Source organism: Catalinimonas locisalis (genome assembly GCF_038039535.1).
Taxonomy (GTDB): domain Bacteria; phylum Bacteroidota; class Bacteroidia; order Cytophagales; family Cyclobacteriaceae; genus Catalinimonas.
Genome location: NZ_JBBPHP010000042.1, coordinates 33,013 through 58,316 on the forward strand (window position 1 = coordinate 33,013; position 25,304 = coordinate 58,316).

General features: G+C 44.8%; 15 protein-coding genes. 1 reads left to right on the forward strand and 14 read right to left on the reverse strand.

Annotated features, from left to right (window positions below; genetic code table 11):
- Nucleotides 1-9: 9 nt before the first annotated feature.
- The 10 genes from WJR50_RS28435 to WJR50_RS28480 form a co-directional block, all read right to left on the reverse strand.
- Nucleotides 10-1,101 (reverse strand): hypothetical protein, encoded by a 1,092-nt coding sequence (locus WJR50_RS28435; RefSeq protein ID WP_341296716.1) that lies wholly within the window; start codon nucleotides 1,099-1,101, stop codon nucleotides 10-12.
- Nucleotides 1,098-3,935: a glycoside hydrolase family 2 TIM barrel-domain containing protein gene (locus tag WJR50_RS28440; protein WP_341296717.1), complete on the reverse strand. Its 2,838-nt coding sequence runs from the start codon at nucleotides 3,933-3,935 to the stop codon at nucleotides 1,098-1,100. The genes WJR50_RS28435 and WJR50_RS28440 overlap by 4 nt, the downstream gene beginning before the upstream one ends.
- Before the next feature lie 15 nt (nucleotides 3,936-3,950).
- A complete protein-coding gene (locus WJR50_RS28445) occupies nucleotides 3,951-6,233 on the reverse strand; it encodes a TIM-barrel domain-containing protein (RefSeq protein ID WP_341296718.1) in 2,283 nt (760 codons plus the stop codon).
- A 30-nt stretch (nucleotides 6,234-6,263) separates the two neighbouring features.
- Nucleotides 6,264-7,895 carry an arylsulfatase gene (locus WJR50_RS28450; protein ID WP_341296719.1) on the reverse strand — a complete coding sequence of 544 codons (1,632 nt, stop codon included), beginning with the start codon at nucleotides 7,893-7,895 and terminating at the stop codon, nucleotides 6,264-6,266.
- The gene (locus WJR50_RS28455; RefSeq protein WP_341296720.1) at nucleotides 7,819-9,270 is read right to left on the reverse strand and encodes a sulfatase family protein; all 1,452 of its coding nucleotides are present in this window, start codon (nucleotides 9,268-9,270) and stop codon (nucleotides 7,819-7,821) included. The genes WJR50_RS28450 and WJR50_RS28455 overlap by 77 nt, the downstream gene beginning before the upstream one ends.
- Nucleotides 9,267-11,555: a discoidin domain-containing protein gene (locus tag WJR50_RS28460; protein WP_341296721.1), complete on the reverse strand. Its 2,289-nt coding sequence runs from the start codon at nucleotides 11,553-11,555 to the stop codon at nucleotides 9,267-9,269. The genes WJR50_RS28455 and WJR50_RS28460 overlap by 4 nt, the downstream gene beginning before the upstream one ends.
- Before the next feature lie 67 nt (nucleotides 11,556-11,622).
- The gene (locus tag WJR50_RS28465) at nucleotides 11,623-13,317 is read right to left on the reverse strand and encodes a RagB/SusD family nutrient uptake outer membrane protein (protein ID WP_341296722.1); all 1,695 of its coding nucleotides are present in this window, start codon (nucleotides 13,315-13,317) and stop codon (nucleotides 11,623-11,625) included.
- A gap of 18 nt (nucleotides 13,318-13,335) precedes the next feature.
- Complete coding sequence (locus WJR50_RS28470; RefSeq protein ID WP_341296723.1) at nucleotides 13,336-16,371, reverse strand: SusC/RagA family TonB-linked outer membrane protein; 3,036 nt, start codon at nucleotides 16,369-16,371, stop codon at nucleotides 13,336-13,338.
- A 45-nt stretch (nucleotides 16,372-16,416) separates the two neighbouring features.
- The gene (locus tag WJR50_RS28475) at nucleotides 16,417-18,696 is read right to left on the reverse strand and encodes an FAD-dependent oxidoreductase (RefSeq protein WP_341296724.1); all 2,280 of its coding nucleotides are present in this window, start codon (nucleotides 18,694-18,696) and stop codon (nucleotides 16,417-16,419) included.
- Nucleotides 18,693-20,381: a sodium:solute symporter family protein gene (locus WJR50_RS28480; RefSeq protein ID WP_341296725.1), complete on the reverse strand. Its 1,689-nt coding sequence runs from the start codon at nucleotides 20,379-20,381 to the stop codon at nucleotides 18,693-18,695. The genes WJR50_RS28475 and WJR50_RS28480 overlap by 4 nt, the downstream gene beginning before the upstream one ends.
- A gap of 229 nt (nucleotides 20,382-20,610) precedes the next feature.
- Between WJR50_RS28480 and WJR50_RS28485 the strand changes: the two genes are divergently transcribed.
- On the forward strand, nucleotides 20,611-21,621 hold the full coding sequence (locus WJR50_RS28485; RefSeq protein ID WP_341296726.1) for a substrate-binding domain-containing protein: 1,011 nt from the start codon (nucleotides 20,611-20,613) through the stop codon (nucleotides 21,619-21,621).
- A 447-nt stretch (nucleotides 21,622-22,068) separates the two neighbouring features.
- Here WJR50_RS28485 and WJR50_RS28490 read toward each other — a convergent pair whose 3' ends face one another.
- The 4 genes from WJR50_RS28490 to WJR50_RS28505 form a co-directional block, all read right to left on the reverse strand.
- Nucleotides 22,069-22,689 carry a hypothetical protein gene (locus WJR50_RS28490; protein ID WP_341296727.1) on the reverse strand — a complete coding sequence of 207 codons (621 nt, stop codon included), beginning with the start codon at nucleotides 22,687-22,689 and terminating at the stop codon, nucleotides 22,069-22,071.
- A gap of 48 nt (nucleotides 22,690-22,737) precedes the next feature.
- A complete protein-coding gene (locus tag WJR50_RS28495) occupies nucleotides 22,738-23,520 on the reverse strand; it encodes a prohibitin family protein (RefSeq protein WP_341296728.1) in 783 nt (260 codons plus the stop codon).
- Nucleotides 23,521-23,532: 12 nt separating this feature from the next.
- The gene (locus tag WJR50_RS28500; RefSeq protein WP_341296729.1) at nucleotides 23,533-23,769 is read right to left on the reverse strand and encodes a hypothetical protein; all 237 of its coding nucleotides are present in this window, start codon (nucleotides 23,767-23,769) and stop codon (nucleotides 23,533-23,535) included.
- A 197-nt stretch (nucleotides 23,770-23,966) separates the two neighbouring features.
- Nucleotides 23,967-25,271: an NAD(P)/FAD-dependent oxidoreductase gene (locus WJR50_RS28505; protein ID WP_341296730.1), complete on the reverse strand. Its 1,305-nt coding sequence runs from the start codon at nucleotides 25,269-25,271 to the stop codon at nucleotides 23,967-23,969.
- Between the last annotated feature and the right edge of the window lie 33 nt (nucleotides 25,272-25,304).

Genomic DNA, 25,304 nt, shown 5'->3' on the forward strand with positions numbered 1-25,304 from the left:
TTGTGTTCATCAATTCTTTTCATAATGCTGCATGGCCTGTCTGACCTCTTTGTCTTTCAGTTGCATGGCTTTGAGTGCCTGATATACTTTATCCGCATAGAGGTTATCCTGTTCCAGCAGGGCAGTCAGTTTGCGTATGGTTTTATCGGTCAGGGAGACTTTGTTCTTTTGAAAAATTCCTAATACAGTTTCCAGTTGGTTTCCGTTCATGCTGCTCATCGCATCTGCCAGTATTTCCATACTTTCACCCCTTAGTTCTACTTGAATTAACCTTTCCAGAAGCTTGTTCTGGATGCGGTAACTCAGATTCGGAAAACGTTTCGCCAGGGCCAGTTGCCATGGTTTGTTTTCCAGGAGTTGTTCCGGCAGATGATTTAAAACGTATAGGTTTACAAAAACCCTTTCACCGTCAATCATGCGCAAAATTTCAGGCATGTATTCTTCATACTGTTCGGCAGTAAGCTGGTCCAGCGCATAATACTGATAGGGATAATTATCTGAGTCCAGAAAATGCTTGAGCAAATCTTTGTTCCAGAGACTTTGGGTATGTTCGGGAATTTTTTCAGCGATTTCCCCATGGACAATATGCCAGAGCACATAAGTACTGTACACCGCTCCGCTTACCACTGCTTTTTCCACTGTTTTTTTGGTCGCGCCAGTCACCGCGTCCACTTCTTCCGACACTACCTTGGTATTCTCATCTATGAGATCTGATAACTCATTTTCACCCAGGAGCGAGCGGCTATCTGTTAAAATTTTCTGCAGCTTTTCATGATCTTCTTCGGAAAAAGGTTCATGGTCAAATTTGGTCAGTGGCCGGCCGCTGACCGTTTCGTATTTCTGAAAATTGCCTAATAGGTCCCAATACAGATCAATAACCAGCAGGTCACAAAGTCCATCTTCACAGACCGGTGTACGCACATGACTAAAATAATGATCAGGCAGATCACCCTCATTATACACCAGTTCTACCTCCATACGAATAGAATCCTGTGAATAAGCATCAAATGCCTTCTCTCGGCGTACTGGCTCCTTTCCTGCAAAGGATAAAATCAGAGTGAGCAAGGTGACAATGGGCAATATGTCTTTTACATTCATCATTTTCCAAACGTATCAGTATTCTGACCTGAAGCTTGCTGTTCAAACAGGGCTTCCAGTCTGAAATCGTATGCTTTGTTCTTCTTCAGATTATTGATAAGGATATGATGTATTTGAGAAGCATTCAAGGCTTTTGTTGACCAATCCTGCTTGTTTTTTTCCCGGTAGCTCAACTGATATCCAATGGCTCTTTCTTCTGGTTCAAATACAAGTATGGCCTGATCGGCTTCCCTGATTACACCTTTAAGCGCCACATTTTCTTTTTCTTTGCCCTCTTTTAGTTTTACCGCCACCTCATGGGTCCACTCACTGGCAAAGCCCCACTGCTTACGGCTGCCCATGCGGTAGTAATACGTCTCTCCCGGTGTCAGATCCGGAATCTTACATACGCCTACATTGCGTAAGCCGATGCGCTGGCTATATTTCCCCGGCTCAGTACCGTATTCAATTTCATACATATAGTCCAGCCGGTCAACCGAATAGCCAATAAAAAAGTGACCCTCAAAAGGGATAGTAGCCCGAATAATTGGCGGCAACTCATCTTCATCCAATTGGACTTCCACGCTGCCAGAAGGCTTACTTTCTCCTGCATTATTGACAGCCACTACGGCAAATTGATAGCGGGCCAGTTTATCCAGCTTATTGATATTTACATAATCATTGATGGTGAGCGGTGATTCCTGATTCAGTCCGTTTTTACCGTAAAGTACTTTGTACCCACTGGCTCCCTCTACGGTATGGAATACCACTCTTGCCTGATCGGCAGCGGTGTGCACGATACGAATTTCCGGTGCTTCAGGAGCTGAAAAGTAAATAGTAGTATCCAGTACGGAATAAGATTGAGGGTCCAACAGTGCTAGCTGTAATCCAAGGGCTTCCTGCTCATTTTCTTTCCACGATAAATCTTTATGCAAAACTGGATCGCCCGGCATGATCTCAGGTAAACTGATCATTCCTCCTTCCAATACATCACCCGACTTTTGCACCAGCTTCCACACTAGCGTGTAGTCTCTTAAAGTATAAGCAGGTATGTCCAATCTATTACGAGGTTCAATGGAAACAGAAGCCATCTTCCCATTTACTTTCACGCTCATGTCCCTTACCGGCGCGTACTCTCTTTTGAAAGTATAAAATGGTCGTTTTTTCTGGCGGAAAACATCTACCACACCCCAGGTTCGGTTTTGTGAAGGTGGCGTTGTCCAGCTTTCATTGGCTTTCCAGAAGCTGCGATAATCATTGAAGGTCCAAAGTGAAACACCCGCCATATATTCCTTGCCTCTGAACTCATTGAGCATTTTAGCAGCATTAACTCGGGCTTCGTTCAGGTCTTCATCATTCAGATTATGTCCATACTCCGCCATAAAAATGGGTTTTCCGGGATGCAGTTGATTGACTTGCTCTGCCCTTGCGCCCCAATCTCCATAACTATTGAACATGATCATGTCTGAATACTGAACCGGATCTATTTCCTGAACAGAAGCCGAATGAGAAACATAGATAGCTAAACGCGTTGAATCCAGTGCTTTGGCATGTTCAATGGCCCCTTTGACATAATCCATCACTTTGGGGTTTCGGTCAACAAAGCCAATTTCATTCCCTATACTCCATCCTATCACCGAAGGATGATTATATTTAACTTGCACCATCTTTTCCAGCCAGTATTTGGGCAAAGGGTGCTCAGGATCTACCATTTCATCTTTACCCCAGAGGGAGACTTCCTCAAAAGTCATGATACCCTTTTCGTCCAGATAGTCCAGAAAATCTTTGGGTAAAGGTAGATGACTCAGTCGTGCCATATTAGCCCCCAGGGATTTCATCATATCCACATCCTGCTTGATGCGCCAGAGGGGCAATGTATTGCCGGTGGTACGGTCTTCGGGAACAAGGTTAAAGCCAACGGTACGAATCACTTCTCCATTCAGGAGTAACTGCTCTCCTTTTACCTCTATTTTTCTTACCCCAAAACGATCAGCAAGTTGGTGAATACTTTGATTATCCTGTTGCAAAATGAGCTGGCAGTCGTACAGCTCAGGATGGTTGAAATGCCATAGCTGAAGTTGTTTTTCACTGATGTTAAAACTCAGGTTTACTTCTTCTTCACTATTTGCATCCAGGCTCACTGCTTTTGACTCTCCCTTCCAAATTTGCTGTCCATCTTTCAGCACACTTGCCATCAGGTTTACGGTTTGTGCTTCTTCACTCAGATTAGATATTTTTGCTTTGATGCTCACTTCAGCAGTGCCTTGCTCCAGATCAGGAATAGCGGTGATATGCTGATATTCCAGCCTTACCGGCTCGGTGACTTCCAGCCAGACTGGTCTTCTGATACCTCCCCAGTTCCAGATGGCTCCGCGTTTAAAGGTATTGTCCACCTGCAATGTGATTCGGTTTTCTTCACCGTACTTCAGGTACTCATTGATATCAAACCAGAAAGGTAAAAAGCCCACATGATGTTCCCCTACTTTTTCTCCATTGATCCAGACCTGTACGTCATTGTAGACCGACTCAAAGTAAATGCGTACATTCTTTTCACGCCAATGCTCCTGTACCTCAAAATCACGTGTATACCAGGCTTTGCCTACATAATCAGCATATTCGTTTTTCAAATCCCAGTTTCCCGGTACTTCCATCTCGTCCCAGCCTGCCAAATCAACATTACTTTGGAACCAGCCATCTTTGTCTCCCTGATTGTACAAATCGGTTTTAAACGACCATTCACCATCAAGCGCATATTGATACTCATCAACGGATTGCGCGACAGCGACCAGCACTCCACTACCGTTAATTAGCAGGAAGGTCAATGCAGTGGAAATTATTATTCTAAAGTATTTATTCATAAGTCAGCATAATTTTTATTCTACCCGATAAGATTCGCCCGGATTTAAGGCAAACTCCATAGCATGGTTCACTTCCTCAAAAGCCACTTCTTCCCCACTTGCGGTATTAATGATTTTTGCATTTTCCCAATCAGGATTGGCGATGCTGATCGTACTTTGGGTGTTTCCATCCTTATCGGTAAATGTCATCTCCGTTTCCTGAGCAATGGGATAGATTCTGGCTTTCAGCGCATCATCTTTCAATTCTATCACGATACCTTTGCCGCCAACGAACAAAGGTGTTTTACCAATGGGCAGAGGAAAATCATCCAGTGTAGTAGGACCTTCATAGGTTTCTCCACTGTCGTAATCCATCCATTTTCCTTCAGGCAAATACACATCTCTTCCTTTGGCAGTCGCATAATCATCCCCGAAGAGAGGCGTAGCCAGCAGTGATTCTCCTATCATCCACTGATAGCTCCGGCGGCTGGTATCTGCCAGATGGTACACCTGATCATCCTCGGGGAAAGCAATAGGCATGGGTGTCATGGGATAGGGATAGCCGGTTTCAAAAGCATCCAAAGCGGCATCATAGATATAAGGAAGCAGACGTTCATGCAACTGAGCTGCTTCCAGTGCTACCGTATTGGTTCTCTCATCAAACTGCCAGGGACCATAGCCATAGGACATGGAAGGATTTACGGCTGCATACTGGGCGTATCGCATCAGATAAACACGTAGCTTTTCCTGAGGTTCATCGCCAAATCTTCCGGTAGCCAGACCAGTTCCCCCGATAATATCAGGATACACATAAGGAAAACCGGCATAGGCATAAGCCAGACCATTCAGTGGACCGCGGTCCTGCGGCTGGTTATAATTAAAATCGTTGTAACGGTGAATATCGGCAGCAGAACCCAGGTAATTGTTTCTGCCCATAATGTACACGCCTTTATCCATCAAGGCCCGATTGATCGGATCAATCAGATCATCTGGCAGAGATTGTGGATAACCAAACAAATCTTCTTTGAAACCATCTACGCCATAATCCATCCACTTCTGGCAGAGCTCAACATACCAGTCTACCGCCTCGGGATTTTGTCCATCTATCAGGTAAATTTCCGGCTCAGGAAAACCGGCTTTGAATAATTCGGGATTGCCAGCATCATCTTGAATAAAATAATCATTTTCCAGACCTTGCTCGGTAAATGGACCTCCGGGAATAAAGCCTATCCTCAAACCAATGGTAAAGATCAGCCCCTGATCATGGAAGTAGTCAATCATTTCCTTGGGATTGGGATAAAGTTGCGGGTCCCACATGCCAAAGCTGGTGGTCGCCTGTAGTACTTTTGCCTCTTCCGACTCCGAGTCAGAACCGTAGGGCGTACCATGTTCGTCAAACTCTCCGCTGCTGCTGGGCCAGAAGCCGGAACCTACCACCATCCAGCGGAGGGGGTAACCTAACTCAAGATACTGGTTTACATTTTTGGTGACGGTTTCATGGTTGGTATTCCAGGCCAGAGCGCCAAAAGCCTCCCAGCCCACCCCAAACCATTCGTATTTGGGTTTGTAGACTGTGTATCCTTCGGCATTGCGGACTTGCAGAAAATCATGATAAATCTCTTTGGGCGAACCTATAAAGTAGTAAAAAGCAGGCATCTCGGCTACGCCGATAGAGCCCTGCGCATTTTCTTCTTTGGTAAATCTCACCAGCTTATCGCCTGGCTCTATGTTGACCTGCGCCAACTCGTGTTTGGGAAAAATAGCAAAATTGCTGACCATACGATGGCCGTGCAGCGGGTTCATCTCAAAGCCGGTAAGGTCGGTAGAGGCCCTTACATCCTTATCCCACTGACCATTACCATGAGCAGCATGATCAGCCAGGCCGTAGGCAGGTGTTATGCCTTGGGTACGCGCTACAATGGTATAAGTACCCTGCTGCTGGGGTGATACACCCAGCTTAAAATGATTGGGAGCCAAACTAAGATCTACATCGGCGGTCAGTCCGTTTTCTGTCTCAACGGTGAAAGTGAGTTGGTCTCCACTCTCTTGACTCAGTTGAGTACTTATTACATTTCCACTTTGCAGACTATCACTAGAAATTTGCAAACCAGAAACCGGATGGGCGGCAGCTAAAACCTCTCCTCTGGCATTTCTGATTTCATAGCGAAAGCCTTCCTTCTGAATAGCCAACTGATAGTTTTCAGTATTCACCAGTATACGATCTTCATTTTCTGAGATTCGCTCATTACCATTCTGCTCACAGGCAGTAAAAAAGACCAGGAGAAGTGAAATCCAAATCAGAAAATGTTGTTGTCTCATAGCTAGTTTTAGGTTGTGTATTCTCATATACTATTTTGATCTTTCCATTACACCTACGCTATCCGCCCAGCTTTGCCAGCGGATTTCTAAGTTGAAAGCCTTCTCAGGATAGGCCAGGCTCAGGTTATTCAATTCCGTGGGGTCCTGAGACAAATCATAGAGTTCCCAGTCCTGCTTTCCTCTTTTCACCAGTTTCCAGTCTTCTTCACGTATGGCCTGATTACCAATATGCTCCCAATACAGTACTTCTTCAGAGGATGTCTTACTTTTTTCACTATCGTTTTCCCAGGCGAATATTCCAGCAAAGCTACGACCATCATAGGCCAGGATTTCTCTTCCCTCATAAGTAGCTGGATATTCGGCTCCGGCCACTGCCAGACAGGTAGGCAAAATATCATTGATGTGCGCTAGCTGTCCGATGATTTGTCCAGAACTTTTGATTCCGTCAGGCCAATGAGCGATTAGAGGAGTCCTTATACCTCCTTCATGGGTCATGCTTTTATACAAGCGGTAAGGTGTATTACTCACATTGGCCCAGTTTTGTCCGTAGGCTACAAAGGAGTCAGCCCCTCCTACTTCCACCTTTGGTGAACGATTGACCTCCTCCGCACAGGCGCCATTGTCGGAGAGAAAGAGGATGAGGGTGTTATCCATTTTTCCTTCTTCTTTCAAAGCTTGTATCAGTTTGCCAATATTCTGATCCATCCTATCTACTTGAGCTGCATAAACCGCCATTTTTCTGGCTTCCTCACTTTTATTTTCCAAACTATCCCAGGACTGAAAATCCGAAGGAGACAACACCAGCTCAGCGGGTACTATACCCAGCTCCTTTTGTCTGGCAAATCTTTGCTGGCGAATAGTTTCATAACCTTTTTCATAAACCCCTTCATACTTAGCAATATCTTCCGGCCAGGCCTGTAAAGGAAAATGTGGAGCGATATAAGCCAGATAGAGAAAGAAGGGTTTGTCCTTTTCTTCTCCATTTTTGATAAACTGTATGGCCTCATCAGTAAAGTTGTCGGTAGTATAGAAACTTTCCGGATCAGGAAAAACCTGCTCATTATTTCTAAAAATTGGGCGGTCAATAAATTCGGAAGGATAAAAATATAAGCCTCCTCCTTTGGGTATCCCGTAAAAATCCTGAAAACCTCTTTTGTCAGGCCACTGCGACCGCTCATCTCCGACATGCCATTTGCCGGACATGATGGTATGATAGCCATTTTCTTTAAGTACTTCGGCAATGGTCACACATTTGTCATTCAGATAACCCTGGTAAGTGGGCGTGCCCAGATCATGGTTCATGGCTCCCACACCTGCTCTATGCTGATACAGTCCGGTAAGTAGACTGGCCCGGGATGGGCAGCAGCGGGAGGTATTATAGAAGTTGGAGAATAACAATCCCTCTTTGGCCAGCGCATCCAGATTGGGGGTGGCAATTTCACTGCCCATACAGCCCAGGTCAGAATAGCCCATATCATCGGCCAGAATCACGATAATATTGGGACGTTCCGCCACCTGCTCCTCTTCCTGACAGGATACGAAGAAGATTAGGGCAAGGATTGCCACACTCAACATTTGCCATAGACTACTCTCTGCTAACTTCATGAAGCACCTCCTGATGTAGTTGTTCAATTTTTTCTTTTCTGCTGCTGTGCGATTCATCGTGATATTGCTGAAAAGCTGATTTAATCGCCTCACTATCTTCTCCTAGCCCCTGATCGTTAGTCTCTTTGATCCAGATATCAAGTACTTTTCTTAATTGCGATAGCTCTTGAGCATACTCTTCCTGAGAAACCAAGTTTACGGTTTCATAAGGGTCATTTTTCAGATCATACAATTCTTCAAAGGGCATATCTTTTACCAAAGCCTCCTGCGCAGGTGTCAATGTACCTTGCTCATGCATGATGTTGAGCAGATGGTAAATGGGATGCATCTGCTTACGGTAAGCAGTAGCGGAGCTATTCACTGAAAAATCGTGATGGTAGTTGCGGACATAGCGAAAGTTTTCGCTTCGTACACTTCTGCTTCTGAAATCCGTACCGCCAATACGGTTGGTTGCACTAAAAATATATGCCCTTTCTTCCTCCTGACTTTCTCCCAGAAAAACCCTGCCCTGCATGTATTCAGGTTTATTAATTTGCATCAACTCCAGGCTAGTCGCAGTAACATCTATCAGGCTGAGCAGCTGATCAGAAGTTTGTCCTTCAGTGTAGCCTTTTGAGGTTTTGTCTGGAGGCAGTGAAATGATGAGTGGTACTTTAAGTCCTGAATCATAATGGTAGTTTTTGCCTCTGGTCATCGGACGGCCGTGATCGGAAAAGAAAATGATCGCTGTATTTTCTTCCAATCCGTATTTTCTCAAACTATCCAGTATCATCCCTACCTGTTCATCCAGCTTTTCAATGCTGGCATAGTATCCGGCAAAATCTTTCCTGCTTACTGCATGATCAGGGTAATAAGGAGGAATAGAAATCTGTTGGAGATCAAACTGCCCGGATTGTGGTTCTTCAAAAGGGCGATGGGTAAGACCCAATGAAATCTGTGCGAAAAAAGGTTGGTTTTTTTCAGTGATTTCCTGCCAATGTTCAGCATTAAAATGCTCTTCAGGATCATGCTGGAACATCCAGTCTATTTTACCTTTGCCCGGTGCATCTTTGATATTCGCACTGGTATAACCCTGTTCTTTTACCAACTGGGCGGCTGTTCTGATTCCCTCGGGAAGCTCTGGTAGCAGTTCATCAGGATAGCGCATATGATAGGCCCCGATGGAGGTCTGGTACATACCCGTGGCAAAAGCCGTGCGGCTGGGAGAACAAACCGGCGCTGCTGAAAAAGTCTCGGTAAATCGCATACCATACGCTGCCAGACTATCCAGATGCGGAGTATTGACCAGACTATTGCCATAGCAGTTCAGGTCGGGAGACAGGTCCTCGGCAATGATCCACAACACATTCATAGGCTGTGCCTGTGCTATCAACTGCCAAGGGGTAAATAAGCACAGCAAAAGAATCATTATGTTGCCAAAGTTCTTTCTCATCTTAGTCGGATGGTTTGCTGTTTTTCATGCCAGCCATATCCATAGCTAATCTTCAGTTCCTTTTGTTGCAGCCCTTCCTCCAGCAGATATTCAGTTCTAAATATCGTAGACTGATTTCCTGTTTCGGTAAGTGTGAGTGGTATAAGTTCATGATTGATATGCAGCAGCACTTCCGCTTTTTCAGGACAGCTATTGTCAAAGTTGAGGGGAGCGTTCAATTCAATCCCAATCGTCTCTCCTTTCTTTGCTTTGTTGATTTCTTCGCTAAAATCCTGATCATAGACTTTGACAGCTATGCTGTTGCTGCTCAGATAAGCCAATCCTGTATTCCAGGCGGTATTAAAGGTTACCCAACCTTCGGTGTGACCGGGGTCTCCTGCATAAGGATCGTAGGGGTAGGTGGTTTCTTTAGGATTACCATCCAGTACCCCTCGGGCTGTTTGCAAGATGCCTGCGCCTCCCTGCCATTCTTTGTACCAGCCCATTTCTACCCCATCAAAATCCGTAACTGCATCAAAACCAAAATGCCTTCCCGTAGGATTTCTGCCAAAAATATGGTCTACATAAGCTATCGCCATTTCTTCCAGACGTGCTTGCTTTTGAGCACTTTCCAGATGGGCTGCTACCGCCAGGGCCGGAGCAGGAAAGCCTGCGATATTTCCTACTTCGTTAAAACCCGTTTTGATATCAAACCTTGGATCAGGTTCAGGCGATATGCTGGGAATAATCCACTTATCATCTGAATAACGGCGGTAGTCCCACATATTATCGGAGCGGCGAATCATCTCATCCGCCCAGCTTTCCATTTTATCACTAATACCCTTAGGCGCTTGCTTAGGATAGTTTTCCAGAAAATATGCTAGCGCAGTGAGGGTAGCATGCTCTCCCTGTCTCTGCCCTTTGGTAGTTCGTGGGTCCTGCCAGTCCAGATTTTCCAACAGCCACTCGGTTTGGGCATAAGCCGCCTCAAAGTATTGATCCGCATCTTCTCTTCCTTCTCTTTTGGCCACTTCATACATCATGAGGTTGGGTACAATGCTATGTCCGGGAGGAAACTGTCCTTTTCCGGTGCCAATGAAATCATACACCTGAAACAGGTTACCATTGTGCTCAATGTCGTGCCACTGCCAGCGGTTGATGGCTTCATCGCCCCAGATGGGAAACAGATAGTCTCTGGCTTCCTCATAAACCGTCTGTGGAATATACTCATCCAGATAAGGATAAGCATAGAGGAAATAAGCCAGTTGCTCTTTGAGCAGGGTATGGTTGACTTCTCCCCTCAGGTAAATATCTACTGCCCAGTATATCAATCGGATAATTTCCGGAGTGTTTTCCGGCAGTTCTTCTCTCACCCCCAGATACATGCCCTGCACCGGCATACGCTCGGTAGAAAAGGCAGATGGGTTGGCAAAGTAGAGATTGAGCAAAGAGGGAATTTCAAAAGAAAACTGATGGCTATCCCTCCAGGCTACCCCTAAGTTGGGGCAATCCGCACTTTCATCGGTAGGCGTATAATTCTGGGAATCACCAAACCAGCAGCGCACATCTACCATAAAATTGATGGCCGGTTGATACGATACCTGTTCAATCAGCCCATCAGCGATCCAGAAAGGGACTGACCTGCCACTATGCGCTTCTCCCTGTACAATGACCTGGTAGCTTCCCCAAGCATCAGGTTTAAATTCTGAGAAGTCTCCGATATGAGATTGAATTGTACCTTCAAATGATGCCTGTTCCTCACCCTCTTTGACAATACTGAAACTTGTACCCTCTTTGGCCAGCGGAGCCGTAAATCGCTTTGTTTTTGCTTGGTCATAACCTACCTGGTTGACAAAAACAGGTTGGGGATCATAGGCAAAAACCTGAATTTCATAAATCTTAAGGAGCTGGCTATGCACACTTCTCAATCTGATTTTTTGAGTTTTTACCGGCTCAAAAGCAATCATAGGATTGTCTTTGGGAAGGCTACCTACCACTACCCATTTTTCATCCTCCCAGACTTCTGCCAGTAGACTGTCAGCTCCTTTTACCAAGGGCAGTACAATACGATCAATATCATATTCTCTGTCCAGTGATATCTCCAACCAGTGATTACCCACCATACCTGCTGACTGCCAGTAACTCTCAGGATTTCCATCCACGGCTGCTCTGGCAGGTTCTTCTTCGCTGGAAGCCATGGCCTGCTGACCTAAAGCCAGATTGGTCAGGCTGATCTCACTCGCGATGCTCAACTGGCTAAAACTCAATAACAGTGGTAAAAGAAGACAGGCAGCTAATTTATTCATGTAAAAGGGTATGTTATGTGTAAAGTACACCTTCTCCGATGAAGAAGAAGGTGTTTTGCTCAATATATTAGTATCCGGGATTTTGTTCCAACTGATTGTTGACGTCCATATCCTTCTGAGGAATAGGCCACAGATAATCTTTATCAGCATTAAAGGTTCTTTCGTCTACTGCTCTATACAAGTCAGCCATACCTCCGTAGTTGGGATGACCAAATTCATCAATTTCGGGAGCAGTATTCAAATCCACATAAGCACCTTTGGGGCGACCCACCAAAGTACCTGACATCACATGATCAGCAATACCCCAGCGATGAATATCCAGCATACGAAATCCCTCGTCAGCCAATTCTACTTTCCTCTCTCTCCTGACGATAGTTCTCAGCTCTTCTATACTGGTGGTAGTAATCGCAGGATACTCGCTGGTTTGGGAAGGATCTACCTGATAAGCTCTCGCTCTGATGGCATTGATAGCATCCAATACGCTATCATCTACCTGACCCAGTTCAATTTTAGCTTCAGCATAGGTGAGCAATACTTCCGCATAGCGCATCAGAATAAAGTTCAGTTGAGAATTCTGACGGTTGATGGGCAAGTCCTCTTCGCTGGTGTACTTTCTCCAAAGATAACCGGTAAAAGACGCAAATGGATTGGTCACATCCTGGTTGGCCACACGCTTCTGAACTCCATCTACAATCTGCCAAGTTTCTACGCTGTCAGGATGGGTTTCATATACATAAGTAGCAAACAGGCTTTGCGGTCTGATGATAGAAGCATCTAAGCGTGGGTCACGGTTTTCAAAAGGGTTTGCAGGGTCATAAAGGGGAGATTCGTCAATAGGCAAACCATCCACACATTCGTAAGAATCTATCATGAACTGAGAAGGCACAAAACGACTCCAGCAGCTGGTATTCCTTGGTCCCTGTTCTCTGGGGATAGGAGTATCCAGAAAGCCTACCAGAAAAGGCATATCTAAAATTACTTCTGCTGACCTTTCTCCAGCATAGGTAAAAAGTTCAGCATAACTGGGATGCAGGCTGTATACCTGAGCGTCTATTACTTCCCGGGCTGCCTGCGCTGCTACTTCATATTCTTCGTTCATCAAAGCAATGCGAGCCTTAAGGGCAAGCGCCGCTCCTTGTGTAGCCCTGCCTTCTTCTGAGCCTCCCCAACTTTCCGGTAAGTTCTGAGCAGCAAAATCCAGGTCATCTATGATATTGGCATATACTTCTGCCTTGGGCGCTCTTGCCACTTTTGCATCATCTATGTTAGAAGGTATCTCGGTCACATAGGGCACATCACCGTACAATTGTATCAGCCAGGAATAGAAATACGCTCTCAGGAACCTGGCTTCTGCCTGTATTCTGGTATAAAAATCCTCAGAAACAACCTCCTGAGCTCTTTCCATATTGATCAGCAAATTATTAGCCCGGTTGATACCACTGTACATTTTTTCCCAGGTTTCGGCAAATCCGGATGTCTCAGAAGTGTGTGCACCACGAGAGTAGGTTTGCATACCACTAAAATCAGAACGCAGGAAACCAAGATCGGTAGCATTATCCAGCGTTAGCGGATAAGGCATCCCTCCTGATCGCCAGTACAGATCGCGATATACGCCATTGATGGCTAAGGTCAACTCAGCCTGATTGGAAAAGAAGGTTTCATCAGAGGGCGCATCCAGGGGTTGCTGGTCTAATGCTTCCTCACAACTTGCTACCACAAAGAGCAGCAACATTATACTTATTGTTTTATAGATTATTTTCATGACTTAAGCATTTTTAGGTTAGAAGTTGACATTCACACCGAAGGTATATACTGAGGTAATTGGATAGGCCGCACCTGCTGTACCATTGGGTGCTTCAGGGTCAATTCCCTGAGGCATGTTGTCAATGGTGAAGAGATTTTGCCCGGAGAAGTAAACCCTCAGGTTGTCAAGAAAACTATTCTGTATCACCCCATCGGAGAAAGTGTAGCCGAAGGTTAAGTTTCTCAACCTCAGATAGGATGCGTTCCAAACCCAAAAATCTGAAGTCTCGTAATTGTTATGACTGGTGGTAGCCACCAAACGAGGATGTGCTGCATCAGGATTTTCAGGTGTCCAGTAATCCAGATGCCAGGCCTGTATTTTACCCGCGTTCTGGAAAGCCCATACTGCATCTCCACTCAGATAAAGATCTTTTTTACCTACGCCCTGAGCAAAAACTGAAAGGTCAAAGCCTTTGTAATCCAAAGATATATTTAATCCATATGTCAGTCTGGGAAAGGGATTTCCGATGATAACTCTATCTTCAGAATTGATTGCATCATCCACGCCATCAGGTATTCCATCACCGTTCGTATCTTCAGTCAGCATATTTGCATAACGAATATCACCGGGAGCCAGGGCACCGAATTGTTGCGGGGCATTGTCTATTTCTTCCTGGGTCTGGAAATAGCCGATGGATTGATAACCGTAAATGGAATTGATAGGATCACCTTCTCTGATGATACTGGAGCCGCTGATGTAAGGTCCGGTTCCTACAAGATCGGTCACTTCATTGATTACGTTTGACACATTGGCGTTGATGCTGTAGCTAAATTCACCTGCATTATTTCTCCATCCCAAGCCAAGATCCCAGCCAGTATTTTTCACCTCTCCGGCATTCTGGAAAGGGGCGTTCAGACCAATAGTAACAGGTATAGGCAGTTGAAGTAATATGTCTTTGGTATTGCGGATGTAATATTCAGCCGAAAGGGTAAACCTGTTGGCAAACATTCCCAGATCAAGACCGAAGTTAGTAGTTTCAGTAGTCTCCCAACTGATATCCTTATTGGCCAGATCGGTTTGGGCAGCTCCGCTCTGGGGGGCACCACCGAACAGAAAATCATTACCCAGTGCTATCACTGAAGCAAAGGGGTATGTACCTATATTCTGATTACCCAATTGTCCCCATGAGGCTCTAAATTTTAGATTGCTGATAAGCCCTACATTAGCCATAAAAGCCTCCTCTGAGACTCTCCATCCGGCAGAGAATGCAGGGAACACTCCATACTTATTGCCTTCAGCGAAGCGGGAAGAACCATCTCTTCTGACATTAGCTTCCAGTAAATACTTACCTTTGAAATCATAGTTAAACCGGGCAAAGTAGGATTGCAGCCCCCACTCTTCAGCAGTCCCCGAGTTCTGCATATTTTCCTGCGAACCTACATTGAGCTGTGGATAATCCTGCAAAGGAAAATTATCTCGATAGGCAGTAAAGCGATCCCAGCGATAGGTGATCAGTTCATAGCCTAACAAACCTTTGAAAAAGTGATCCCCCAACTGCTTTTCGTAGGTAGCCACTGCGTTCATGTTGTTCGTCAGCGCCCTTTCATTGTACTGTGAAAGAGAGTTTCTTCCCGGAAAGACATACTCCAGGTCACCCGTCTGAAAATTGTAGACTTCATAGTTACGGGTAAAATCTTTGCCTACATCATCCGTGTATTCAGGAGCGTACATGAAAGATACTTCCATTCCTTCCACGGGTTGGTACACTGCCCTTAATATTCCCCGGAAGTAGTTGTACTGATCTTCATCAAAACCTCCTTCATTGGCTATAGCTACAGGATTTTTTCCATTCCATCCCGGCCCCCAGCTACCGTCGGAGTAACGTGCCGCAGCAATAGGAGGAATTCTATAGGCCTGCCTGATTACGTCATCCAGACTACCGGAGGGTTGGTTACGGATAGACCTTCTGATGTTCAGGTCAAAATTAACCGATAGCTTTTCAGATACTGTCAGATCAGTATTCAGTCTGGCCTGATATCTCTTGAAATTATAATTCGGCACATTTCCGTTTTGGTCCATATAGGAAACTGATCCCAGTACTTTGGCAAACTCATTGCCACCTGACAAGCTCAGGTGATGATGCTGCTGAAAACCGTTTTCAGTAAACACCTCATCTATCCAGTCAGTATTGGGATACAGGTCGGGATTGCTTTGATAATTTTGCTGCCACTCATTGATAAATTCCTGGCTGTACAGCGGGTCCTGCCCCAGGTTTTCTCGAGCCAGGTTATGATAGGTCATGTACTCATAGCCCCCCAGATATTCAGGAAAATTGGTAGGCTGCTGCCATCCACCATAGCCACTATAGTTTACCTTAAACTCACCGCTTGCACCTCTTTTGGTGGTGATCAGAATGACACCATTGGCTGCACGGGAGCCGTAGATGGAAGCCGCTGCCGCATCTTTTAAGACGGACATGCTGGCTATATCACGAGGATCTACCCCGTTCATATCGCCGGGCACCCCATCAATCAAGACGAGTGGATTAGAATTGCCCAGTGTACCAATGCCACGGATTCTGATGGTAGCGCCATCGGCACCGGGCTGGCTGGAATTTGAAGTCACTGTAACGCCTGGCATTTTGCCCTGCAGGGCTTGGGAGGTCTGCATCACGGGTTGTTTAGAGATTTCCTGTCCCTCCAGGGTTTCTACCGAACCGGTAAGGTTTTCTCGCTGCTGCTCTCCATACCCTACTACCACAATCTCCTGCAGACTTTGCAGGTCGGGAGAAAGTTCAAGATCAATGGTAGAGCGATTCCCTACGTTTACTTCCTGTGTCTCATACCCTACCGAACTGAAAACCAGCACAGCATCTGATCCGGGTACAGTAATGGAATAATTTCCTTCTACATCGCTTACTGTTCCCTGGGTAGTGCCTTTCACCAGTATATTGACGCCTGGTAATGGACCAGAATCGTCTAAAGATGTCACAGTACCCGTGATATTTCGCTCCTGTGCCAGCAACTGCATGCTGACAAGAAGCAGTATTGCACATAGTTTAAAAGCTTTCATAAGCACTGATATTTAGGTTGTACATAGTATTAGATAGTTTTAGTATTAAGTGATGTATAGGTAGCATAAGGCAGCAGGCACATCCGCTGAGGGATGCACAAGTTCAATCCTTAAGCCCTTAGTCTGTATTGGCTTCTCCAGCCTGATTGCATTTATGGTTTGATGATTATCTTTTTCGTGGTGAATTATCTTTCCTGCCTCATCTCTGATCAAAAACTCTCTGACACAAAAGGGCATCACATGCTCAGGATGCCCCATAAGCGAGGATTCCAGCGGATGATCAAAGTCAGTATCAAAATGCAACTGAATATTTTGTATCTGCTGAGGCTCTGACCACTGCAGCTGTATTGTGGGATGGGTATCCAGCGGATTGGCTACCCATGCGTTGGTTCTGATATACGGACGCGTAAAGCCATTCTTCAACAAGTCTGTACTATAAGCTTCAAGTCCAGGGTTAATTTGCATGGCTAAATTGTGTCCTTCAGGTCGCCTAATGGGTGTCCAGAACTCAAAACTGTCTATGCCTAACGCTTCGGGAGGCTCCTGCTTTCCTGTGTTGGAAACTGCTTTGTTCCCGTGGTTAAATACTGAAAGGATACCACTAAGCCGCTGCCTACTTCCTTTCAACTGCACATGCTCATGATTGAGGAATGTCAGAAAAGCATATTGGTCTTCTTTAAGTGTTTTGTCAAAAGCAATGTCCAGGTACTGCTCACCTTTATGCAATGAGATTGTTTTGCTACTGAGTGTAATATCTGGAGTATAGTTTTTTAGCTTACTGCTCACCCTCAGTTCACAGCTTAGCTCGGTGGCTTCTTCGGCATTGACCAGCACCCTGAATTGGTATTTTTGTCCGGCCTGAAGAGGCAGCATTTGGGCAGCGCCGTGCTTCAGCGACATCCAGGGCCCATCAAAATGAATTTCATGGATGTTCAATGTGCTGGAAGCTTCTATTCTGGCCCTATGTAACAGGTTTTCTTCAGCCTCTAAAGGAATATCGGGTATGCTTTGCCCCTTTAGGTTAAGTTTATTTTGCAGCACTTTGATTCTACCCTGCTGATAGATTTGAGCAGGTTTAAGCTGGTAGATTGTACAAAGTGAAGCGGCCATACCTACTGCCTGAGCGCCATGAGCACAGGTGGCCATTACCCGGCTGGAACCAAAAGCTACATGGGAGGCGCTGATGATACGTCCGGCCAGAAAAAGGTTGGAGATGTCTTTGCTATAGTAGCAGCGATAGGGAATCTGATAAGCGCCCTTGCTATGCCATTGATTACAGCCCATCTTCTCACTATACACTCCATCAGCAGGATGCAAATCCAGCGACCAGCCTCCGATTGCCACCGCATCTTCATGTTCTTTCTGCTCTACCACATCTTTCTGGCTGAGGATATAATCTCCGATAAAACGGCGGCTTTCGCGCTTACCGGGAATGGTACCTACCCATTCCAGCGTAAGATTTTCTGCTTCAGGAAATTCACCGCTGTTTTTGATGTAGTCAAAAATGCCATAGACCACCTTCCACAATTCCCATTTGATTTCTTCTGCCTGATGTATGGTATCCATTCTACCACCGTACTCTACCCACCAGAGCCTACAGCCGTGGTCCTGTAATTGAAAGTTACGGATTCTGGGAAGTTCCCCTGCATCCTTGATGGCAAAAGACGGTGCCTGAAATTTGACTGGATGACCTACGTCCTTGGTATAGAAATAAATGGAATGGCCCAGCAATTCGCCATAATCTTCAAGATCAGGGGCAAAACCTTCGTCAAACTCTTCGGGAGACTCGGCTCCCATACGAAAAGCAGCGCCTGATAAAAAGGCCAGAATCCCATCCCCTGAGGCATCGCAGAAGAGAGGAGCTTCCAGCCGGTATTGCGTGGAGTTTTGGCTACAAAAAGCTTTGACTGCTTTAACCTCCCTGTCTGACTTTTTTTCAATTTCATACACAGCCGTATTCAGCAGCAGGGTGATATTTTCTTCCAGCCTGATTTTCTCCAGCAGAATGGTATCCAATATTAATGGATTGCCTTCTTTATTCCGGTAGACGTTTTCCAGAAGAATTTCGTCAATCACTCCCCCTTCTCTCGCCCAGCGGTTATTGTTGCCCATATGAGAAGTAGCGCCCAGTATCCAGAGACGAACTTCGCTGGAAGCATTACCTCCCAATACCGGACGATCCTGCACCAGCACCACTTTTAGCCCTTCTCTGGCGGCTGTAATAGCACAGCATACGCCTGACATCCCACCTCCGACGATAACTAAGTCTGCCGAGTAAGGCGTCTCCCTAAGCTGTCTATTACTTTTAAAATCTTCCCTGATCATGCGTTTTCTGATTTAAGACTTTTCACTTTTTTCTTTTGATTGAGCCATTGTCCTACCAGCACGATGAGTAACCCCATACCTGCTACCAGCCATTCGTTGGATTTGGCAATTACTCCCAGTATGCCGATCAGTATTCCAATAGCACTGAGTGTATATGACAGGACTTTGATCCCGTAGCGGTTTTCTTCAGATAATGAGGCTTCATGCTCCGATTCCTGCTCGCTCATGTTACTGCTCTCAGGGCTGTGTGCCTGATATCTTAGATATTCCTGGCTGATACTGCTTTTTACAGCTGCATAGACTTCGTAAGTAGCCAATAGCAAAAATGGCAGGGTAGCGCCCAACAGCATTTCAGCGGAGCGATCCAGGGTAATATCCAGTAATGTGGGACTCAGGAATTTAAAAAACAGATTGATGAGCAGGCTGATAATCGTACATGAAAGTATGGAAGCAGAGGTATGTCTTTTGGAAAAAAGTGCCCAAATGGGTGGGCCGTAAAGCGAGCAGCCTGTTACCGCGCCAATACTCAGTACCACTTCCACGATACCTCCGGCGGCTGGTACCATCAGCGCTACCAGAATGGTACCTATCCCAAAAATAATCGTAGCCCATCTGGCCACCTGCATCACCTTTTTTTCGGAGGCCGATGGGCGAAATACTTTAAATAAATCGTTGGTAAAGATAGCAGATGCCAGATTGAGGGTGGTATTTACTGAACTGGCGGTGGCAAACATCATCCCTCCCAGCATCAGGCCTATCATTCCGGCAGGCAAAACTTCCTGACACATCAACAGATAGGCTCCCTCATTTTCCAGTCCACTCAAATCCGCACTTACTCCCCTGTACAGCATGGGCGGAAGCATCCAGATCAGCGGGCTTACCAAATAAAGAAAACTAAATAAGTAGCCTACTTTTTTGGCTGACCTGGTGCTGGACACCGAGGTATAACGCTGTACATAGGCCCAGTTACCACCAATAAAAATGGCGTTGTATATGCTGAAGGCTATCAAAAAAGTCCAGCTGTATTCTCCCTGCGTAATAGAAAAAAAGTCAGCAGGCACACTTTCCTGAAAACTGGCTAAGCCTCCTACTTTATCAATTGCCAAAGGCACCACAATCAGAACCGCTGCGCTTAGTACTACGAATTGCAAAACATCAGTAATAATTACTGCCCAAAGACCTCCGCTGGCGGTATAGAGAATAATGAGTAGCCCCAGACCAATAATACAGGCGTTAATATCCAGGCCGGTAGAAACATTAATGATCTTGGCTACCGGATAAAGAAAAGCCCCTGTATAGCCTAATGAAATAAAAAGTACCAGATAGGTATAGAATTGCTGTGTCCTGGCATTCAGCCGATTTCTTAGAAATTCCGCTGCAGTGAGTGCTCCGGTCTTTCTCCAGGCAGGTGCAATGAACATACCTACTAGAAACCCTCCCACACACATGGTAAGCTGTATAGAAACCGCTACCAGACCATATTGGTAGGCAATAGAACCCCAGACTACAAATGTACCGGCTGAAAAGAAACTCATGAACAAAGACAGAGAGCTGATAGACCAGGGCACAGCCCCTCCTGCCGCGAAATATGATTTCAGATTCGCATTGCCTTTCCGGAAAGACATTCCTGCCCCAACGATGATCAGGGTAAAAACGACAATGACGATGTAGTCTAATATTTCCATGAATACGATTTAGGTTGTTCTGTTCTAATCTGGTTTGGTTTGGTCTGGTTTACAATTATATTAATAATATTTACTAATATGAAAAATTATTGTCTTATTTCTTTAAAATTTAATTATTATCAATTTTATTGGCTTATTATTAAAATAACAGCAGTAATTTTAATTGTATTTATATTGAAAGTAATTTCAAGCTTCACAATGATTAAATCTTAATAGCAAGTCTTTTAGCATGACACTACCCAATACAAGCCAGAACTCTGCTAAACCTAAATTTCTTCAACTGGCTGATGTGGTAATAGCGCAAATTGAAAATGGTACGCTCAAGCAGAACGACCGCCTTCCTTCGGTAAATGAAATCACCAAAAAGATGAAGATGAGTCGAGAAACAGCGCTTAAAGGTCTAAATTACCTTAGTGAGCAAGGTATCATCCGTTCTGTTTTTCGCAAGGGGTATTACGTACAACGAACCGATGTAAGATTAGGATTGCGGGTATTCTTCATGCTGGACAAGATGACCACTTTTAAAGATGAGCTTTACCATGCATTTTATGACACCCTGATAGAATACGGTGAGATAGATGTATACTTTCACCACCACAACTTCAAACTTTTCCAGCAACTGATAGAAAATAACCTGCAGAATTATACGCATTTTGTCATTGTCACTTATCTGGACGGTGATGTAGGTAGCGTACTGCACAAAATTCCTTCGGACAAACTCATTATCCTGGATGCTTTGGAAAAAAGCATGGGTGATGAGTATGCCAGTGTATATCAGGATTTTGAAAACGATATCTATCATTCCTTAAACCAAGCTTCTGATCTACTTCAAAAGTACGATTGCCTGACGTTGGTAGCGCCTTCAACACTTTTTCATCTTCCCCGTGCCAGGAAGGGTTTCCAGCGTTTTTGTAAGGAACGTAATTTCAAACATCAGGAAATGGATGGCATTGATATCACCAACTTTCATCAAAACACTGCCTATGTCACCCTCGCTGCTTATGACATTGATGAAGTCAAAATCATCAAACTCACGCATGAAAAAGGCTGGCAATTGGGAAAAGAAGTTGGCCTCATCTCTTATAACGATACCCCTGTAAAAGAAGTCTTGGAAGGTGGAATCACTGTAATCACTACCGACTTTGCCAGCATGGGTAAAAAAGCAGCAGAAATGATCATTAGCGGGCAGCATCAAAGAATTGCAAACGACACCAAACTGATTATTCGTAAGTCCCTCTAATGAGGGGAAAGCCTTGATATCATATCAATCTACCTGTTCAAATATAAACGTTTTTACGAATTACCATCCTTACCTTAAGCTTCGTAAGCTTGCTACTTGTAGCTTCTCAATGAAATTGCCAATAATTGTATCTGAAGTAAAGTAGAAAGATGAATGCCCAAAATTAATTAAATTATCAGGGGACTCTTTCTTCAGTATGTGGTCCGGGGCTACGTCAATGGATAGTCAAAGGCTTAGCCACAGTTTTAATTTTCTGAAGCTATGCCTAAGACTAATCCGAAAACAACCCCCATTACTGTCTCGAAAATATTGCTTATGATTTTTTGCATGATCTTGTTTTCAGGCAGTGATTACTTGGGCAGTCAAATTATTGGTTGCTATTTATTTATAGCTAATCTGGGCGCACTTATAGATAGTTTTTTCAACAAACTCTACTCCGAGCCAGTCCTATCTGAAAAGCCCAAATTTTAAACCTGCATATCCCGTTAATCCTGATATAGTGGACTGGTCAAAATTTCTATAATCCATTTCTCCGACGATACGATATCCTCCACCGATGTTAAAACGGACATATTGATGTAAATTGATTTCCAACAGGGCTGATGGCTCTAGCAGAAAGAAGTTTGATTCACCCAAACCGGCGTCTCCACTTTCATTGTCCATCTGAACCTCGCCTCCTCCTATATAAAGCGGAAAAGTGAGATGAAATAGTTTTTTAGATAAAAGGGTATACTCCAAAAAACCGCCGACAGACCGATAGTCCATATAGATATCAGGAAGGGTTTCACTCTGAGGATTGATGTCATTGATTGATGTGTTGAAAAAACCACCGACTGCGAGTTTTTCTCCCAGAGTAATTCCGCCTCTTAGATGAAACAAAGAAACTCCTGCTCCATCCATTTGAGTGAAGGCGTACGCCGGTGCTACAATAAAACCAATATTTTCAGTATTGATGTTTTTATTTCCACTGAATAAGGTTTCTGGTGCTGGATTTTCCTGGGCCGATACCTTCTCTTGCATCAAGACTACTGCAACTAAAACGAATGTGCTTATCATGATTTTCTTCATTGCTTATAAATTTTAATTGATATAAAAAAAGTGAAACCAAGTTGATTATCAGTCTACCTGAGGCTCTATCAGCATAGGAGTATTACCATTAGTAATGATCACCTTGGCATTGGGCGATTGAGCCAATTCTTTAAAAGCTTCCACCGTTTGCCATTGGATAATATCCTTGTTTAGTCCTTCCGAAATCACACGCTGGGCATCCCGTATGCCTTCGGCTTCTACCATTTTCCGTTGAGCTTCCAGCCGCTCACGTTGCAAAAGAAATTCCATGCGCTGTGCGTCCTGCTCTGCCTCAAGTTTATGCTCTACGGCCTGCGCCAGGCCAGAAGGGAGCTGGATATTTTTGAGTAAAACGGCTTCTACTTCAAATCCGCGGGGTTTGAGGAGAGACTCCATGCGACTGGCGATTGCCTGCTCAATATGCGCACGCTGTGATGAATGCATATCTTTGGCAAAGAATTGCGAACATACATCGGCCGATGCAGAACGGAATACACTGATGATGACAGCTTCTTCATATTCAGAACCAATATTGGCAATCACTTCGGGTGCTTTTTCGGGCATCACCCGGTAAAGGATGGAAATCACTGAAGCCACATTCAGCCCTTCTTTAGAAGGGAGGTTAGAGGTAATCTCCACATTGACTGTACGCACCGGCACTTTGATCACTCTGGTAGTGAATGGAAGGAATGCCACAGGTCCGGGTTCTACGGGATTGAAATTAATTTTGCCAAGGTTTCTTTTCACGCCTACTTCTCCCTGACGTACGACGGTACAACTGCTTAGCAGCAGTAGTAATGAGAGTCCATATATTATATGATTTGTTTTCATTTTATTTAACTTTTATTGTTTGAAAATGAAGGACATACCATTAGGATAAAAGATCCTGATCTTCTTGACAGCATATTTTTTCTTCAGCTCCGTAGCATTATGAAGTGCTTCTTTAGCATCATGGCATATTTTGTATGCTTTTTTGTTGGCTCTGTCCATAAATTCTCTTTCACATACCAGTATGGCGATATAAGGATCTGGTTTGGGATCTTCTTCGTCAATAAGCCATATTTTATCCTCAAGTATCATGGTTCATTAGATTTAAAAGGTTAATGTTATGTTTTCCTGTTTTCACTGATTTGGCGTAAGCAGGAAATACTTGTCTGCCCTGCTCAGCAAACCAAACCGTATGTCATCGTCTGAAGACAAGGTTTTTTACTGAAATCACTTTCATGGATTTTATGTATTTCTCCACCAGGCCTGCTTTACTGATAAAGCTTCAGCACCTAAGCAGCTACCGCTGCCACCGGCTTTTTGATCCTTTCAAAAGGTTTGATAATAAGGTGAAGGCTGTAGTCGTAGCTGATGTAGCTAAAAGCCCAGTTGAGAAAAACCACCAGCTTATTTCTGTAGCCTACCAAAGCCATCAGGTGTACCATCAACCATACCAGCCAGGCAGTGATCCCGCTGAAGCGGAAGAAAGGTAAGTCTACTACCGCGTGGTGGCGGCCCACTGTAGCCATAGCTCCACGGTCTTTATATAGGAAGGGTCGCAGAGGCTTTTGCTTTCTTAAGCATCTCAGGTTGTGCGCTAGTAGCTTTCCCTGTTGTAAGGCTACCGGGGCTATCATCGCATGCGGCTGATTTTGTTCTCCACTTACCACAGCTGCCACATCGCCTACGGCAAAAACATCAGTTGTATTGGACACCCGTAGGTATTCGTCCACTGTAAGACGATTTCCACGACAGATCAACCCCCCATCCAGACCTTGTGGTATGTTACCTTGTACACCTGCCGCCCATACCAGTGTGCCGGAAAGTATCTGCTGTCCGTTGCTAAGCCGTACCAGCCTCCCGTCGTAATCTGTCACTCCGGTATTTAGCAATACTTTAACATCCATGGTCTGCAAAGACTGACGGGCTTTTTCTGAAGCGTGCGCTGACATGCTTCCCAGGATACGTGAACCTGATTCAACCAGGTAAATATCCATACGCCTGAAATCCAGCTCTTTGAAATCGTTAGGTAATACATGCTGGCGAAGTTCTGCAATCGCTCCTGCCATTTCTACACCAGTGGGGCCACCACCCACGATCACAATATCTATCAGACTTTCAAACTCATCATGATTTGTGGTACGTACTGCTTTCTCAAAATTCTGGAAAAACAAACTGCGCAGATCCAGTGCCTGAGGCACTGACTTAAGGGGCATGGCGTTTTCTGCTGTGGATTGCAAGTGGAAGAAATTGGTTTTTGCACCTGTAGCCACCACCAGATAATCGTAAGGTATTACCCCAATATCCGTGTAAACTTCTTTGGAAGTTGTATTCACTGAGAGGACTTCTGCCATCCTGAAGGTAAGGTTTGAATAACCTTCAAAAATTTTCCGGTAAGGAATGGCTACCGAGTCTGGCTCCAGTCCGCCGATAGCCACCTGGTAAAGTAAAGGCTGAAAAGTATGATAGTTGTTTTTATCAATCAGCACAATCTGAAAGGGATCGTTACGCAATGTTTTAGCAAGTGACAATCCGGCAAACCCTCCACCAAGTATAACAATGCGAGGGTAAGGTGAATCGGGAATATTGGGTTCCATAGTTGAGGTCATTTAATGGTTTCAAGTAAGCTG

Bases quoted from the DNA above. Each gene is read 5' to 3' on its own strand.
- WJR50_RS28435 (WP_341296716.1), bottom strand. From the start codon at position 1,101: ATGATGAATGTAAAAGACATATTGCCCATTGTCACCTTGCTCACTCTG.
- WJR50_RS28440 (WP_341296717.1), bottom strand. From the start codon at position 3,935: ATGAATAAATACTTTAGAATAATAATTTCCACTGCATTGACCTTCCTG.
- WJR50_RS28445 (WP_341296718.1), bottom strand. From the start codon at position 6,233: ATGAGACAACAACATTTTCTGATTTGGATTTCACTTCTCCTGGTCTTT.
- WJR50_RS28450 (WP_341296719.1), bottom strand. From the start codon at position 7,895: ATGAATCGCACAGCAGCAGAAAAGAAAAAATTGAACAACTACATCAGG.
- WJR50_RS28455 (WP_341296720.1), bottom strand. From the start codon at position 9,270: ATGAGAAAGAACTTTGGCAACATAATGATTCTTTTGCTGTGCTTATTT.
- WJR50_RS28460 (WP_341296721.1), bottom strand. From the start codon at position 11,555: ATGAATAAATTAGCTGCCTGTCTTCTTTTACCACTGTTATTGAGTTTT.
- WJR50_RS28465 (WP_341296722.1), bottom strand. From the start codon at position 13,317: ATGAAAATAATCTATAAAACAATAAGTATAATGTTGCTGCTCTTTGTG.
- WJR50_RS28470 (WP_341296723.1), bottom strand. From the start codon at position 16,371: ATGAAAGCTTTTAAACTATGTGCAATACTGCTTCTTGTCAGCATGCAG.
- WJR50_RS28475 (WP_341296724.1), bottom strand. From the start codon at position 18,696: ATGATCAGGGAAGATTTTAAAAGTAATAGACAGCTTAGGGAGACGCCT.
- WJR50_RS28480 (WP_341296725.1), bottom strand. From the start codon at position 20,381: ATGGAAATATTAGACTACATCGTCATTGTCGTTTTTACCCTGATCATC.
- WJR50_RS28485 (WP_341296726.1), top strand. From the start codon at position 20,611: ATGACACTACCCAATACAAGCCAGAACTCTGCTAAACCTAAATTTCTT.
- WJR50_RS28490 (WP_341296727.1), bottom strand. From the start codon at position 22,689: ATGAAGAAAATCATGATAAGCACATTCGTTTTAGTTGCAGTAGTCTTG.
- WJR50_RS28495 (WP_341296728.1), bottom strand. From the start codon at position 23,520: ATGAAAACAAATCATATAATATATGGACTCTCATTACTACTGCTGCTA.
- WJR50_RS28500 (WP_341296729.1), bottom strand. From the start codon at position 23,769: ATGATACTTGAGGATAAAATATGGCTTATTGACGAAGAAGATCCCAAA.
- WJR50_RS28505 (WP_341296730.1), bottom strand. From the start codon at position 25,271: ATGGAACCCAATATTCCCGATTCACCTTACCCTCGCATTGTTATACTT.